Origin of the sequence: Limnohabitans sp. Hippo4 (assembly GCF_003063605.1) — a bacterium.
GTDB lineage: Bacteria > Pseudomonadota > Gammaproteobacteria > Burkholderiales > Burkholderiaceae_C > Limnohabitans_A.
On the sequence record NZ_NESE01000002.1, the window covers coordinates 285,065 to 297,962 of the forward strand.

The following is a 12,898-nucleotide window of genomic DNA, read 5'->3' on the forward strand; positions in this document are numbered from 1 at the left end:
GCTGGCATGGCCAGCTGTGTCAGACACCTTGTTTGAGCGAGGCTTCAATGAACGCGTCCAAGTCACCGTCCAACACTTTTTGGGTGTTGGACATTTCAACGTTGGTGCGTAAATCTTTGATGCGACTTTGGTCGAGCACGTAGCTGCGAATTTGGTGACCCCAACCTACATCGGTCTTGGTGTCTTCCAACTTTTGCTGTGCTTCCATGCGCTTGCGCATTTCAAAGTCGTACAAACGTGAGCGCAGGCGTTTCCAGGCGACATCACGGTTGCTGTGTTGGCTGCGGCCGTCCTGACACTGCACCACAATGCCTGTGGGAATGTGCGTCAAACGAACGGCAGAGTCGGTCTTGTTGATGTGCTGCCCCCCCGCGCCACTGGCACGGAAGGTGTCGGTGCGAACGTCGGCCGGATTGATGTCAATCTCGATGGAGTCGTCCACTTCGGGGTACACAAAAATACTGGCAAAGCTGGTGTGACGGCCGCCAGATGAGTCAAAGGGTGACTTGCGCACCAGACGGTGCACGCCTGTTTCTGTGCGCAGCAATCCAAAGGCGTATTCACCTTCAAACTTGAGTGTGGCGCCTTTGATGCCTGCCACGTCGCCAGGCGACTCGTCTTCAACGGTGACTTTGAAACCTTTGCGTTCTGCGTATTTCAAGTATTGGCGCATTAGCATGCTGGCCCAGTCGCAAGCTTCTGTGCCGCCTGCACCGGCTTGGATGTCCAAGAAGGCGTTGCAGGAATCGGCTTCATTGTTGAACATGCGACGGAATTCAAGCTCTTCCACAATGGTGGACAGCTTGTTGGCCTCAACTTCAATGGTGAGTAAGCCAGCGTCATCGCCTTCCTCTTTGCTCATCTCAAACAACTCGTTGTTGTCTGAAAGCTCGGAGGTGAGGGTGTTCAGTGTGACCACCACACCGTCAAGCGCTTTTTTCTCTTTGCCCAGCTCTTGGGCTTTTTTGGGGTCGTTCCAGACCGTGGGATCTTCGAGCGATGCGTTAACGGTTCTTAGGCGTTCTGATTTGGCATCGTAGTCAAAGATACCTCCGTAAATCTTCGGTGCGGGCGGCCAAGTCGACCAATTTCGCGCCAATTTGATTGATGTGTTCTGCGTCCATGAGGAAGGGTGTCCGAATCTATGAAAGATGGGATTTTCTCATGCCTAGAGGTCTCTTGCGAGTCAAATCAAGCCAAAAAGTCTTCAAGCAGCTTTGCCAGGGCCTCTGCTTGGTCGTGGTGCAGCATGTGACCTGCATCTTGCAGGGTGGCCATTTTCAAATTGGCCACCGATTTCAGGCGATCGTGGAACTCTTCGAGCGTGAATTTGCCTTTCCACCATTGTGAAAGGGAGTCGTCGGATGCCTCGACCACCAACGTTGGCGCGCTGATGCGTTTGTAGATTTCCAGCACCTCGTCAACTCTGTAGAGGTAGGGATTGACCACTTTGTGGGCCGCATCGCCCAAAATTCGCCATTGGCCTTGGGCGTCTGCTTTGGCCCAGTGCTGGGCCAGCCAATCGGCTTTGTCTTGTGACAATCGGTGATTGGTCTTCATGAGTCGCTGCGCCACGGCCGCCACATCGGGGTAGGGCTTGAGGTCCAGGTCACCTTTTTCGAGGGCATGAAGCTCGTCCAGCCATTGACCCAATCGGCCAGGTGCTTGGGAGGGTCGGGTGGCGCCCATGCCAAAGCCCTCTAAGTTCACCAGACGGCGGATGCGATCAGGCCGCGCACCGGCATACATCATGACCACGTTGCCGCCCATGCTGTGACCCACCAAATCGATGGGCTGGTCTGGACACAACTGGCGAAGGAGGGCATCGAGGTCGCCAAGGTAGTCAGGCAGCCAGTAACTGTCGGTGGCGGGGCCTGTGGTCAAGCCATAGCCACGCCAATCGGCTGCCAAGATGCGCCGATTGTTGAAAAAAGTCTCTGTCAACGACTCCACCATGAATTGCCAGGAAGCAGCGACATCCATCCAACCGTGGGCCAAGACCACGGGGGGCAATGAAGACTGCGGATTGCCCCATTCGCGGACATGGTAGTGGTGCCCTCGCAATGGGACGAAATGGCTAGTAGAGTGGCGTTTAACTTGGTACATACTGCGAGATCATAAGGAGGCAGGGAATGCGTGTCAGTCACCGGAACGACGCTTACGAGACGGTTCATCGCCAATTCGCTTGGCAAGTGCCCGACAAGTTCAACATGGCCGAGGTGTGCTGTGGCCGATGGGCTCGGTCACCACAGCACCAAAACGCAACGGCTATTTTGGCGCATCAGCCAGATGGAAAGACCCCCATGGCCTGGACTTTTGCGCAATTGCAGGCTGCCGCCAATGTGCTCAGCCAGCAACTGAAAACTTTGGGTGTCAAACGAGGCGACCGTGTGGCCATCGTGATGCCGCAGCGATTTGAAACGGCGGTCTCTTACATGGCCGTGTTGCAAATGGGGGCTGTGGCCATGCCTTTGTCGATGTTGTTTGGGCCGGATGCTTTGGCCTTTCGGGTCGAGGACAGTGGTGCCGCCGTGGCCTTGTGTGATGAGGCGTCTGCTCCTGTCTTGCAGGCTTTGAAAAAAGAATGTCCAGCCCTGACAAACATTTTGGAAGTACCTAGCGCCTTGCGTATGGCGCAGTCCCGTGCGTCAGCCAAACATGACTTCAAATCGGTTAGCACGCGAGCTGATGACCCCGCCATTTTGATTTACACCAGTGGCACGACGGGCAACCCCAAAGGCGCCCTGATTCCACACAGGGCCTTGGTCGGTAATTTGACGGGATTTGTGTGCAGCCAAAATTGGTTTGGTTTTGAGCCTACAAGGGCTGACTTTCATGGTGATCTGCCAACGGGCTCTGACGCTGTTTTTTGGTCACCTGCCGATTGGGCTTGGACGGGGGGCTTGATGGATGCCTTGCTGCCATCGCTTTATTTTGGAAGGCCGATCGTGGCCTATCAGGGGCGCTTCAGTCCAGAAATTGCTTTTGAAATTTTGCATGCACATGGCATTACCCACAGCTTTTTATTTCCGACGGCATTGAAGGCGATGATGAAAGCGCAAGCCCATCCGCGCAAATATTTCAAGTTGAAATTGAAGGGCTTGATGAGTGCAGGGGAGGCCGTGGGTGATGCGGTATTCGCTTATTGCCGAGACGAATTGGGTGTGGTCGTCAATGAGATGTTTGGTCAAACCGAAATCAACTACGTGGTGGGCAATTGCCAAGTATTTTGGCCCTCAAAGCCTGGCAGCATGGGACGAGGCTATCCTGGTCATCAAGTGGCGGTGATTGACGATCAGGGACAGATTTGTAAACCAGGCGAAGCCGGTGAAGTTGCTGTTAACCGATTTGATCGCCATGGTCATCTCGACCCTGTTTTCTTTTTGGGGTATTGGAAAAATCCTATGGCAACACAGGCCAAATACACAGGCAACTGGTGTCGAACAGGCGATGTGGCCATCCAAGATGAAGAGGGGTACCTGTGGTACCAAGGCCGCACAGATGACATGTTCAAAGCAGCGGGTTATCGCATTGGTCCTGGTGAAATTGAAAACTGTTTGGTGAAGCATCCCGCCGTGGTGAATGCGGCTGTGGTGCCGAAACCCGATGCGGATCGCGGTGCATTGGTCAAGGCCTATGTGGTGTTGTCACCAGACTATGTGGCCCAAAAGACTTCAGCGCCCAACGTTCAGAAATTTGAAAAGACGCTCATTGAAGATTTGCAACGTCACGTTCGCGGATTGTTGGCGCCTTACGAATATCCCAAGGAAATAGAGTTCATTGACCAATTGCCCATGACAACCACTGGCAAGGTGCAGCGACGCTTCTTGCGTTTGCAAGAGGAGGAGCGGGCGCGTCAGTGTTAAATAAGTTTTACACTCAGTGCCATCCATTTTTTAAAAGTTTTGAAACAAGATGAACAAAATCACGCTAGGTACATCCGACCTGCAAGTCACACCCATTTGTTTGGGCACCATGACGTTTGGAGAACAAGTTGCAGAAAAGGAAGCGCATCAAATCTTGGATCGCTCTTTGGCGTTAGGCGTCAACTTCTTGGACACGGCCGAAATGTACTCGGTGCCTGCAAAAGCAGAAACCTGCGGTTCAACAGAGCGCATTTTGGGCAATTGGTTTGCGAACAACCCTGGCGTGCGTCAAAAAGTGGTGTTGGCCACCAAAGTGGCAGGCCCCTCACGTGGCATGCCGTGGATTCGTGAAGGCGCTGGCATGACGCCACAAGATATTTTGAATTCGTGCGATGCCAGTTTGAAGCGTTTGAAAACCGACGTGATCGATCTCTATCAAATTCATTGGCCTGAGCGCCATGTGCCCGCTTTTGGCATGATGTATTTTGATCAGACCAAAGCCAAAATTGAAACGTCACTGCATGCGCAATTGGAAGCTATGGCCAAGTTGGTCAAAGCAGGCAAAGTGCGCCATGTGGGTCTCTCTAACGAAACGCCTTACGGCACCCACGAGTTCATCCGCTTGGCTGAGCAATATGGTTTACCTCGGGTGCAAACCGTTCAAAATCCTTATTGCTTGGTCAATCGAACCTTTGACAATGCGATGGACGAGACGTGCCACCACTTGAATGTGTCCTTGTTGGCCTATTCGCCCTTGGGCTTTGGCTCATTGACAGGCAAATACGATCAGACAGGCTTGGACGGTGAGGGCGCTCCGATGGGGCGTTTGGCCAAATACGAGTCGATGCGCAAGCAGCGCTGGGCACGTCAATCAACCTTGGATGCGGCCCGCTTGTACAACCAATTGGCGCGTGACCATGGCATGTCGCCGGCACAAATGGCCTTGGCTTTTTGTTACACACGTTGGTCGGTGGCCAGCACCATCATTGGCGTGACTTCGGTAACGCAATTGGAAGAAGACGTGAAGGTTTGGGGTACGCAATTGTCTGCAGAAGTATTGGCCGAGATTGATGCGATTCGCTTGGTGCACCGTGACCCTGCAACTTGATGTACGGTTTCCTGTCCAATCAAGTTTAAGATCAGCACATGTCTGAAAATTTGTTGAACCTTGTGCTGAGTCCTGTCAGTGTGGTGATCCTGGCTTATCTGCTGGGCTCTTTGAGTTTTGCTGTCATCGTGAGCCGTTTCATGGGGCTGTCTGACCCGCGCTCTTATGGCAGCAAAAACCCGGGTGCCACCAATGTGCTGCGATCTGGCAATAAGAAGGCCGCCATCTTCACACTTTTGTTTGATGCGCTCAAAGGCTGGTTGCCTGTGTTTGGGGTGGTGCAGTATGGTGCCGCTTTCGGCTTGGGTGAGAGCACAGCTGCGGCCGCAGGTGTTGCTGCTTTCTTGGGACATTTGTACCCGGTGTTTTTCAGATTCCAAGGTGGCAAAGGCGTGGCCACAGCCTTGGGCGTTTTAATGGGCGTCAATCCATTGCTGGGCTTGGCCATTGCCTTGACCTGGTTGGCTGTGGCTTGGTTCTTCAGGTACTCGTCCTTGGCTGCTTTGATGGCTGCCCTTCTTGCGCCTGTTTATTACACTTTGGCTGGTGACATCTTGTGGCCCTTGCAAGAGCCCATGTTGGGCTTGTTGTGCCTTATGGGCATTTTTTTGGTGTGGCGACACCGAGACAATGTGAATCGCTTGTTAGCGGGCACTGAATCCAAATTGGGTGCCAAAAAAGAAGCCGCCTAAGCTTGTGAAATTGGCGCCGATGCGCCATGAAAAAAGCGCCTAGATGTGGACCTGGGCGCTTTTTTGTTTCAGTCGCGGAAGTTGTTGAAGCTGATCGGGACTTCGGTGATGTCCTTCTTCAGCAGTGCCATGGCCGCTTGCAAATCATCGCGTTTGGCGCCGGTGACGCGAACCGCATCACCTTGAATGGAAGCTTGTACTTTGAGTTTGCTTTCTTTCAGTACTTTTTGGATTTTTTTGCCATCTTCGGTGGCAATGCCATTGCGGACCTTCAAGACTTGCTTGACTTTGTCGCCGCCCATTTTTTGCACGTCGCCTTTGTCTAGGAAACGCACATCGACGCCTCGCTTGGCCATTTTGTTCAAAAGTACTTCGTCAATTTGAGTGAGCTGAAAGTCGGCATCGCCATACAAAGTAATTTCTTTGTCTTTCAGTTCGATGGCGGCCGAGGTGCCTTTGAAATCAAAGCGGGTGGCAATTTCTTTGGCGGTGGTGTCGACTGCATTTTTCACTTCAACCAAGTTGGGTTCGCAAACGGTGTCAAAAGATGGCATGGGATTCAATAATCAAGTAAGAGAATGCGACAATTCTCCCATGAACGTGACCCAAAACGTAGCCCTTCAGACTTACAACAGCTTTGGCATTGTGGCCAAGGCCTATTCCTTGGTGCGAATTCGCTCTGTGGAGGAGGCCGTTGCGGTTCAGCAGGACCTGAAAAATCACCCTGAGGGCCACTGCGTGTTGGGCGGGGGGAGCAACATCGTCTTGACGGGTGATGTCAAGCCGCTGGTCCTCAAAATGGAAATCATGGGCAAGCGCTTGGTCGGTGAAACAGAAAAAGCATGGATTGTGGAGGCGGGTGCTGGAGAGAACTGGCATGAGCTGGTCACTTGGACGCTGGAACAAGGCTGGCCCGGGTTGGAGAACATGGCTTTGATCCCAGGTTCGGTGGGTGCCTCACCCGTTCAAAACATTGGCGCTTACGGTGTCGAACTCCAAGACCGCTTTGAATCTCTGGATGCCCTCGACTTGTTGACGGGCCAAGTCTTTAGCCTCAATGCGGCACAGTGCGCCTTTGGTTATCGTGACTCCGTTTTCAAACACACCAGCAGCGGGCCCAATGGCATGGGATTGGGCGGCCGCGCCTTGATTCTGCGTGTACGTTTTCATTTGCCCAAAGTGTGGAAGCCTGTCTTGGGCTATTTGGATTTAGAAAGAAAAATGGCCGAGACCGGCATTGCAAATCCATCAGCCCAGCAAATTTACCAATGGGTGTGTGACATTCGTCGCCACAAGTTGCCCGACCCCAAGGTCTTGGGCAATGCTGGCAGCTTTTTCAAGAACCCAACCGTCACGCCTGAGCAATGTGCCGACATCATTGCGCGTGATCCCAAAGTGGTTCATTACCCCATGCCTGATGGCACCATCAAATTGGCAGCCGGCTGGCTGATCGATGCTTGCGGTTGGAAAGGGAAGAGCGTGGGCAATGCGGCTGTGTACGAAAAGCAAGCCTTGGTGTTGGTCAACCGCGGTGGCGCAACAGGCGGCGAAGTGGTCACCTTGGCCAAGGCCATTCAAACCAGTGTCTACGAGCGGTTCGGCATTCGTTTAGAGCCTGAGCCCGTTGTGATTTAAACCAAAGTACAGACGAAAAAAGAGCCACGCGAAGTGGCTCTTTTGCATTGAAGCAATTTGCTTCAGGTGGCGTTTATTTGCCGCCTTCAAGTTTGAGCATCTCGGCGCCTTCGCCCAACGACAACAAACCTGTTTGTGCATAGATGCCCAACTTGGCGCGTGTGTCCACGATGTCCAAGTTGCGCATGGTGAGTTGACCAATGCGGTCCAAAGGTGTGAAGGTGGATTCGCCTTTTTCCATCGTCAAACGCTCTGGGTGGTAGGTGAGGTTAGGCGATGTGGTGTTCAAAATGGAGTAGTCGTTGCCACGGCGCAGTTCAATGGTGACCTCGCCTGTGACGGCACGCGCCACCCAACGCTGCGCTGTTTCGCGCAACATCAAAGCTTGTGAATCAAACCAACGACCTTGGTACAACAGGCGGCCCAACTTGCGGCCGTTGTCGCGGTATTGTTCGATTGTGTCTTCGTTGTGAATGCCTGTGACCAAGCGCTCGTAAGCGATGAACAACAAAGCCAAGCCAGGGGCTTCGTAAATGCCGCGGCTCTTGGCTTCAATGATGCGGTTTTCAATTTGATCGCTCATGCCCAAACCATGTCGGCCACCAATGCGATTGGCTTCCAAAATCAGTTCGACAGGGTCTGAGTAACTGACGCCATTCAAAGCCACGGGCTGGCCTTCTTCAAATCGCACAGTCACTTCTTCGTGTTTGACTACGCAGTCTTCGCGCCAGAAAGGCACACCCATGATGGGCTGCACAATTTTCATGCCGCTGTTCAGGTGCTCCAGGTCTTTGGCTTCGTGTGTGGCGCCCAACATGTTGGAGTCGGTGGAGTAGGCCTTTTCAGCCGACATCTTGTAGCCAAAGCCGTGTTGCGTCATGAACGCAGACATTTCGGCGCGGCCACCCAGCTCGTCAATGAACAGCTGGTCTAACCATGGCTTGTAAATTTTGAGTGAGGGGTTGGTGAGCAAACCGTAGCGGTAGAAGCGCTCGATGTCATTGCCCTTGAAGGTGCTGCCGTCGCCCCAGATGTTGACGTCGTCTTCCTTCATGGCGGCCACCAACATGGTGCCTGTGACGGCGCGGCCAATGGGGGTGGTGTTGAAATAGGTGACGCCCGCTGTTGAGATGTGGAAGGCGCCACACTGCAAAGCGGCAATGCCCTCGTGCGCCAATTGCTTGCGGCAGTCGATCAGGCGCGCTTGCTCTGCGCCGTATTCTTTGGCCTTGCGAGGAATCTCTTCGTAGTCGGGTTCGTCTGGCTGACCCAAGTTGGCTGTGTAGGCGTAAGGCACAGCGCCTTTTTGGCGCATCCACAGCAAGGCTGCACTGGTGTCCAAGCCGCCAGAGAAGGCAATGCCTACTTTTTGACCAGCGGGAATGTGTTGAAGAATGGTGGCCATAGAAGTACTTTCAAATGCGTTACGAATCAACCAAAGTGGCAGATGTAGTGATAAGCCTCAGTGACGCGAATCTCAAAGCTGGATTGGCCTGGCACACTGAATTTTTCGCCAGCTTTGGAGCTGACCCAGTCTTGGCTGCCTGCCAATTTGTATTCGCAAGAACCCCCCACGCACTCCATGATTTCGGGCGCGCCAGTGTTGAATGTCAAAGTGGAGGGCAGGACCACGCCCACAGATTTTTTGGCGCCGTCTGCCAGTGTGATGTTGTGGCTGACGCATTTGCCATCAAAGTAAACGTTGGCTTGGGTGGTAACGGAGACGTGGTCGATTTTCTGGGTGGTCATGGTGAAATCTAGAGTGGGTTGTCCTGACCAACCCAACCGGGCAGCCATGTAGGACGAAACAAAACCCTAGATTTTAGGCGATTGCGGGGCAACCAGGGGCCTCATGACCCCCATGAGCCCTTCGCTCGCGCTTAATTGACCGGTGTGATCTGCAATTTGATGGTAGGGCCAGGGTCTTTGGGCCATTGAACGGTGTATTGCTTGCCTGCAAATTCGTAGACCACGTTGTAGCCCATCAAGCGATTTTCGTAAACCTGTTGGGTGGTGCATGTTTGCTGCGTCTGGGTCTGACTTTGGGGCCCTTCCACTTTGTCGCCGGCAATGGCGCCGCCGATGACTCCAATCATGGTGGCGATGGCTCGGCCTTCACCTTTGCCCATGGCGTTGCCAATGGCACCGCCCGCAATGGCGCCCATGGCGGCGCCTGCGCCCGACGTTTGGGCGGGAGTAGTCACTTGCGTTTGGGTGCAAACCTGTCGCGGCACGGTAACCTGCTGATAAACCGGCGTGCGGCTGATGACCTGGCCCACTTCTTGAGCTTGCGCGGTATGGCCGATGGCCAAACAGGCGAACAAGCAGCCTGCCAAACGGGGTGTCAATGTTGTCAACGAAATAGAGCGAGCTGTCATGGATTGCATTTCTAGGGTTAAAAGCCAAGTTCAATTTTAGAGCGGCGCTAAAGCTGTACCGTGAAGCCTGCGTAAAGTTGCCGCTCTGAAGGCAGATGACTGCCTTGAAACACTTAACGCGTCAGCCACTGTTCTGGTTGATAGCCCACCGTGATGTCAGTGCCTTTGGCAGATTGCCACTCAATGACGGGTCTTTTGACCAAGCTCGGGTTGGCAAGCAAAAAGGGTTTGGCGGAAGCGGCACTTGTCACGCTGGCTTGGTCTTCAGGGCTGAGCTTGCGCCAACTGGTGCCTTTGCGGTTGACCACGGTTTCCCAGCCAAGCGCTTTCAGCCAGCTGTTCAGGGCATTTTCGGGCAAGCCTTGTTTTTTGAAATCGTGGAAAACATACTCAAAACCTTGATCGGTCAACCAGGTTCGGGCTTTTTTGACAGTATCGCAGTTGGGAATGCCGTAAAGGGTGATGCTGGTGTATTTCATGATGTCCTGTAAGTCGATGCAGTCTCAGCGACAATCTTACCCATATGAAAACATTGAGTGAATGGCTCGCCCATTGCGAGCAACTGCACCCCCAAGCCATTGACTTGGGCTTGGACCGCGTGCGTCAAGTGGCCCAGCGCATGAACTTACGTCTGACCATGCCAGTGATCACCGTGGCGGGTACCAATGGCAAAGGTTCAACTTGTGCCCTGCTAGAGGCCATTTACCTTCAGGCGGGCTACAAAACGGGCGTTTACACATCCCCTCATTTGGTTCATTTTGAAGAGCGTTGTCGCTTGGTGGGCGAGTCGCCTCAGGCAGAAGTCTTTGCATCAGCCTTTGCATGTGTCGAGGGTGCGCGCCATGACACCAGCTTGACCTATTTTGAATTCAGCACCTTGGCCATTTTGAAAATGATGTCGGATGCCGGACTGGATGTGGTGATTTTGGAGGTGGGCTTAGGGGGGCGCTTGGATGCCGTGAACATCATCGACCCCGATTGCGCCATCATCACCAGCATTGATTTGGACCACACGGCCTTGCTAGGCACAGACCGCGACAGCATTGGCCTTGAAAAAGCCGGCATCATGCGTGCCGGTCAACCGGTGGTGATCAGTGACCCGATGCCACCAGAAAGTGTGGTGAAACATGCGCAGGCTTTGGGCGCCGATGCGTGGTTGCTTGGCAAAGATTTCAATTTTTCAGGCGATCAGCTTCAATGGTCTTGGGCGGGGAGGGGGCGTCGGTACAGTGGGCTGGCTTACCCGGCGCTGCGCGGCGCCAATCAGTTGCTGAATGCTTCTGGCGTGTTGGCTGCTTTGGAGGTCATGCGCCCGCAATTGCCTGTCACAGCACAGGCCATCCGAAATGGCTTGGCCATGGTGGAGTTGACAGGTCGGTTTCAAATTGTCCCAGGCGAGCCGGTTTTGGTCTTGGATGTGGCCCACAACCCGCATTCTGTCGCGGCTTTGGCAGCCAATTTGGATGCCATGGGGTTCTATCCCACCACCCATGCTGTTTTTGGTGCCATGGCCGATAAAGATTTGGACAGCATGCTGAAAAAGCTACTGCCCTTGGTCGATGCTTGGTATTTCACCGATTTGCCGCTTCCCAGGGCATGCACAGCCCAGCAATTGGCCGCAGATTGGGCTGCCTTGAACACCCGAAAAGATGTTCGTTCCAGTGTGCATGAATCGCCTCAAAAAGCCTTGGATGCCGCCATCTTGGCTGCAGACCCCACTGATAGAATCTTGGTCTTTGGTTCGTTCTATACGGTGGGCGGCGTTTTGCAGCAGGGCATCCCCAAGCTGCACGCCAAGCACCTGCGTAATTGAGACTTCACCGCATGGCTTTTTTCAAGCTTCGATTTCCTGGCCGTCAGTCGGCCAACACCGGCGCAGATGCGCTGTCCAGTACGCCTGCTGAGAGCGTGGAGGTGATTCGCAAGCGCGCTCGTCATCGCTTGATGGGCTCTGTCGTTTTGGTGTTGGGTGCAGTTGTCGGCTTACCCTTGCTGTTTGACAGTCAGCCTCGTCCGGTCGCCATCGACACACCCATCGTCATTCCAGATCGTAACCAAGCAGCGCCATTGGCCACACCGGGCAACAGTTCCAAATCGACGCAAGCCAAAGAGCGTCCCGTGCTGGTGCCCTCAGCGCCTGAGCAGCCTGCTGTGACACCTGCCAAAAGTGCTGTTGCCAATGTGGCAGCTTTGGACCCTCACGAAGAGGTGGTCACCAAAGACACAAAGACTGAAATCAAGTCTGAAACCAAGACTGAAGCCAAGCCCGAGGTCAAAGCTGAATCCAAACCAGAAGCTAAGCATGAGGTGAAGCCTGAAGCAAAGCCGGAAGTCAAAGCGGATACCAAAGCTGACCCCAAGACTGATAAAAAACCCGATGTCAAATCCGACAAAAAGTCGGAGACCAAATCAGAGTCCAAAGATGGAGCCAAGGCCAAAGCCTTGTTGGATGGCAAAGACGCTGCCAAGTCATCTGAGGCTGTGAGGTCTGTGGTGCAGGTGGGTGCTTTTGCGGATGCAGCCAAAGCCAAGGAAGCGCGCACGAAGTTGGAACAAGCAGGCTTGAAAACCTACACGCAAGAAGTTGATACCAAAGAAGGCAAACGCATTCGCGTTCGCGTTGGACCCTTTGCGACCAAAGAAGAAGCTGACAAAGCAGCTGAAAAAATTCGCAAACTGAACTTACCCACTTCCGTCTTAAAGCTCTAAGCAAGGGCCAGACATGTCCTCCACCGATTGGATCCTACTGACCGTGCTTGCAGCATCTATGTTGGTAGGTGCGTGGCGCGGCTTGGTCTATGAGGTCTTGTCGGTCATGGGCTGGATTGCTGCTTTCTTGTTGGCCCAATGGCTGGCACCTGAAGTGGCCGAAAAATTACCTATGCAAAGCTCAGGCGAAACGCTGCGATATGCGGCGGCATTCGTTTTGGTTTTCATTGCCAGTGTCTTTGCGGCGGGACTCATCTCTGCCCTGATGAAGCGTTTGATTTCTGCCGTAGGTTTAAGACCTGTGGACCGTATTTTGGGGGCCGTGTTTGGCCTGTTTCGTGGTTTGATTTTGCTCTTGGCCTTGAGTGTGGTGGTTCACATGACAGCATTGCAAGAGAGTGATTGGTGGCTCGAGTCCAAGGGAGCCCCCATGCTGATCACGATGCTCAAAGGCTTGCGCCCCATGTTGCCTGAAAAGTTTGGGGCCTTTTTGCCCGTCTGAATGGATTG

Annotated in this window: 14 protein-coding genes; 7 read left to right on the forward strand and 7 right to left on the reverse strand. The window is 53.6% G+C overall.

What is annotated here, in order from left to right:
* Positions 1–19: 19 nt before the first annotated feature.
* Together prfB and B9Z46_RS06830 are read right to left on the reverse strand one after the other, a co-directional pair.
* Positions 20–1,124, reverse strand: a protein-coding gene (gene prfB, locus B9Z46_RS06825) for a peptide chain release factor 2 (RefSeq protein WP_108255154.1) whose coding sequence is annotated in 2 segments (ribosomal slippage) — positions 20–1,042 and positions 1,044–1,124 — 1,104 coding nt in all. Because the reading frame shifts where the segments join, the coding sequence is not laid out codon by codon here.
* A 67-nt stretch (positions 1,125–1,191) separates the two neighbouring features.
* Entirely contained in the window at positions 1,192–2,106 is a 915-nt protein-coding gene (locus B9Z46_RS06830; RefSeq protein WP_108255156.1) for an alpha/beta fold hydrolase, read from the reverse strand.
* A gap of 26 nt (positions 2,107–2,132) precedes the next feature.
* On the opposite strand from B9Z46_RS06830, the gene B9Z46_RS06835 reads away from it, so the two are divergent.
* Genes B9Z46_RS06835 through plsY form a run of 3 tightly spaced genes read left to right on the forward strand, consistent with a single transcriptional unit; the run spans position 2,133 to position 5,666 of the window.
* A complete protein-coding gene (locus tag B9Z46_RS06835; protein ID WP_108255159.1) occupies positions 2,133–3,866 on the forward strand; it encodes an acyl-CoA synthetase in 1,734 nt (577 codons plus the stop codon).
* 49 nt (positions 3,867–3,915) lie between these two features.
* Positions 3,916–4,974, forward strand: a complete 1,059-nt coding sequence (locus B9Z46_RS06840; RefSeq protein ID WP_108255161.1) for an aldo/keto reductase — start codon at positions 3,916–3,918, stop codon at positions 4,972–4,974.
* A 38-nt stretch (positions 4,975–5,012) separates the two neighbouring features.
* Entirely contained in the window at positions 5,013–5,666 is a 654-nt protein-coding gene (gene plsY, locus B9Z46_RS06845; protein ID WP_108255163.1) for a glycerol-3-phosphate 1-O-acyltransferase PlsY, read from the forward strand.
* A 68-nt stretch (positions 5,667–5,734) separates the two neighbouring features.
* On the opposite strand, the gene B9Z46_RS06850 is transcribed toward plsY, so the two are convergent.
* Complete coding sequence (locus tag B9Z46_RS06850) at positions 5,735–6,220, reverse strand: YajQ family cyclic di-GMP-binding protein (RefSeq protein ID WP_055361241.1); 486 nt, start codon at positions 6,218–6,220, stop codon at positions 5,735–5,737.
* A 40-nt stretch (positions 6,221–6,260) separates the two neighbouring features.
* Here B9Z46_RS06850 and murB point away from each other — a divergent pair, with 40 nt between their 5' ends.
* Positions 6,261–7,301, forward strand: coding sequence for a UDP-N-acetylmuramate dehydrogenase (gene murB, locus B9Z46_RS06855; RefSeq protein WP_108255166.1), 1,041 nt, complete (start codon positions 6,261–6,263; stop codon positions 7,299–7,301).
* A gap of 73 nt (positions 7,302–7,374) precedes the next feature.
* Here murB and argG read toward each other — a convergent pair whose 3' ends face one another.
* The 4 genes from argG to B9Z46_RS06875 form a co-directional block, all read right to left on the reverse strand.
* A complete protein-coding gene (argG, locus tag B9Z46_RS06860; RefSeq protein WP_055361239.1) occupies positions 7,375–8,706 on the reverse strand; it encodes an argininosuccinate synthase in 1,332 nt (443 codons plus the stop codon).
* A 26-nt stretch (positions 8,707–8,732) separates the two neighbouring features.
* On the reverse strand, positions 8,733–9,050 hold the full coding sequence (locus tag B9Z46_RS06865; protein WP_108255790.1) for a pyrimidine/purine nucleoside phosphorylase: 318 nt from the start codon (positions 9,048–9,050) through the stop codon (positions 8,733–8,735).
* Positions 9,051–9,181: 131 nt separating this feature from the next.
* Positions 9,182–9,679 carry a glycine zipper 2TM domain-containing protein gene (locus B9Z46_RS06870; RefSeq protein WP_108255792.1) on the reverse strand — a complete coding sequence of 166 codons (498 nt, stop codon included), beginning with the start codon at positions 9,677–9,679 and terminating at the stop codon, positions 9,182–9,184.
* 113 nt (positions 9,680–9,792) lie between these two features.
* A complete protein-coding gene (locus B9Z46_RS06875) occupies positions 9,793–10,158 on the reverse strand; it encodes an ArsC family reductase (RefSeq protein WP_108255169.1) in 366 nt (121 codons plus the stop codon).
* 44 nt (positions 10,159–10,202) lie between these two features.
* Here B9Z46_RS06875 and folC point away from each other — a divergent pair, with 44 nt between their 5' ends.
* Genes folC through B9Z46_RS06890 form a run of 3 tightly spaced genes read left to right on the forward strand, consistent with a single transcriptional unit; the run spans position 10,203 to position 12,890 of the window.
* Positions 10,203–11,492, forward strand: coding sequence for a bifunctional tetrahydrofolate synthase/dihydrofolate synthase (folC, locus tag B9Z46_RS06880; protein WP_108255171.1), 1,290 nt, complete (start codon positions 10,203–10,205; stop codon positions 11,490–11,492).
* Positions 11,493–11,503: 11 nt separating this feature from the next.
* Positions 11,504–12,388, forward strand: a complete 885-nt coding sequence (locus tag B9Z46_RS06885; RefSeq protein WP_055361235.1) for an SPOR domain-containing protein — start codon at positions 11,504–11,506, stop codon at positions 12,386–12,388.
* Positions 12,389–12,401: 13 nt separating this feature from the next.
* Complete coding sequence (locus tag B9Z46_RS06890) at positions 12,402–12,890, forward strand: CvpA family protein (RefSeq protein WP_108255173.1); 489 nt, start codon at positions 12,402–12,404, stop codon at positions 12,888–12,890.
* Positions 12,891–12,898: the final 8 nt, after the last annotated feature.

What these genes read in the sequence shown, in the direction of transcription:
- B9Z46_RS06830 (WP_108255156.1), bottom strand. Translation starts at nt 2,106, where the DNA reads ATGTACCAAGTTAAACGCCACTCTACTAGCCATTTCGTCCCATTGCGA.
- B9Z46_RS06835 (WP_108255159.1), top strand. Translation starts at nt 2,133, where the DNA reads ATGCGTGTCAGTCACCGGAACGACGCTTACGAGACGGTTCATCGCCAA.
- B9Z46_RS06840 (WP_108255161.1), top strand. Translation starts at nt 3,916, where the DNA reads ATGAACAAAATCACGCTAGGTACATCCGACCTGCAAGTCACACCCATT.
- plsY (WP_108255163.1), top strand. Translation starts at nt 5,013, where the DNA reads ATGTCTGAAAATTTGTTGAACCTTGTGCTGAGTCCTGTCAGTGTGGTG.
- B9Z46_RS06850 (WP_055361241.1), bottom strand. Translation starts at nt 6,220, where the DNA reads ATGCCATCTTTTGACACCGTTTGCGAACCCAACTTGGTTGAAGTGAAA.
- murB (WP_108255166.1), top strand. Translation starts at nt 6,261, where the DNA reads ATGAACGTGACCCAAAACGTAGCCCTTCAGACTTACAACAGCTTTGGC.
- argG (WP_055361239.1), bottom strand. Translation starts at nt 8,706, where the DNA reads ATGGCCACCATTCTTCAACACATTCCCGCTGGTCAAAAAGTAGGCATT.
- B9Z46_RS06865 (WP_108255790.1), bottom strand. Translation starts at nt 9,050, where the DNA reads ATGACCACCCAGAAAATCGACCACGTCTCCGTTACCACCCAAGCCAAC.
- B9Z46_RS06870 (WP_108255792.1), bottom strand. Translation starts at nt 9,679, where the DNA reads ATGACAGCTCGCTCTATTTCGTTGACAACATTGACACCCCGTTTGGCA.
- B9Z46_RS06875 (WP_108255169.1), bottom strand. Translation starts at nt 10,158, where the DNA reads ATGAAATACACCAGCATCACCCTTTACGGCATTCCCAACTGCGATACT.
- folC (WP_108255171.1), top strand. Translation starts at nt 10,203, where the DNA reads ATGAAAACATTGAGTGAATGGCTCGCCCATTGCGAGCAACTGCACCCC.
- B9Z46_RS06885 (WP_055361235.1), top strand. Translation starts at nt 11,504, where the DNA reads ATGGCTTTTTTCAAGCTTCGATTTCCTGGCCGTCAGTCGGCCAACACC.
- B9Z46_RS06890 (WP_108255173.1), top strand. Translation starts at nt 12,402, where the DNA reads ATGTCCTCCACCGATTGGATCCTACTGACCGTGCTTGCAGCATCTATG.